The 230-nt window shown below is 63.5% G+C and carries 1 protein-coding gene; it reads left to right on the plus strand.

Going from position 1 to position 230, the window contains the following annotated elements:
• On the plus strand, positions 1-230 hold a 230-nt coding region (locus SB764_RS45160; RefSeq protein ID WP_410867457.1), incomplete at both ends, for an alpha/beta fold hydrolase.

Consider the following 230-nt stretch of genomic DNA (forward strand, 5'->3'; position numbering starts at 1 on the left):
GCAATCACGCTTCAGCGGCGCACCTTTCTGCTCGCCCTAGGCGTCGCCGCGGTCTCGGGATCGGCCGCCGCGGCTCCGACTTACGATCTAGTGTCTCGCTCACTTGCAACCTCGCGTCAGACGACACGCTACCTCGAATGCGGCCCGGCCGACGGTCCGCTGATGATCTTCCTTCACGGCTGGCCGAGTATCGGTCTGATGTGGCGTGCCCAGATGGAGGCATTTTCAAG

The sequence above is a fragment of the Paraburkholderia sp. SIMBA_027 genome (assembly GCF_046535315.1).
Taxonomy (GTDB): Bacteria; Pseudomonadota; Gammaproteobacteria; order Burkholderiales; family Burkholderiaceae; genus Paraburkholderia; species Paraburkholderia tropica.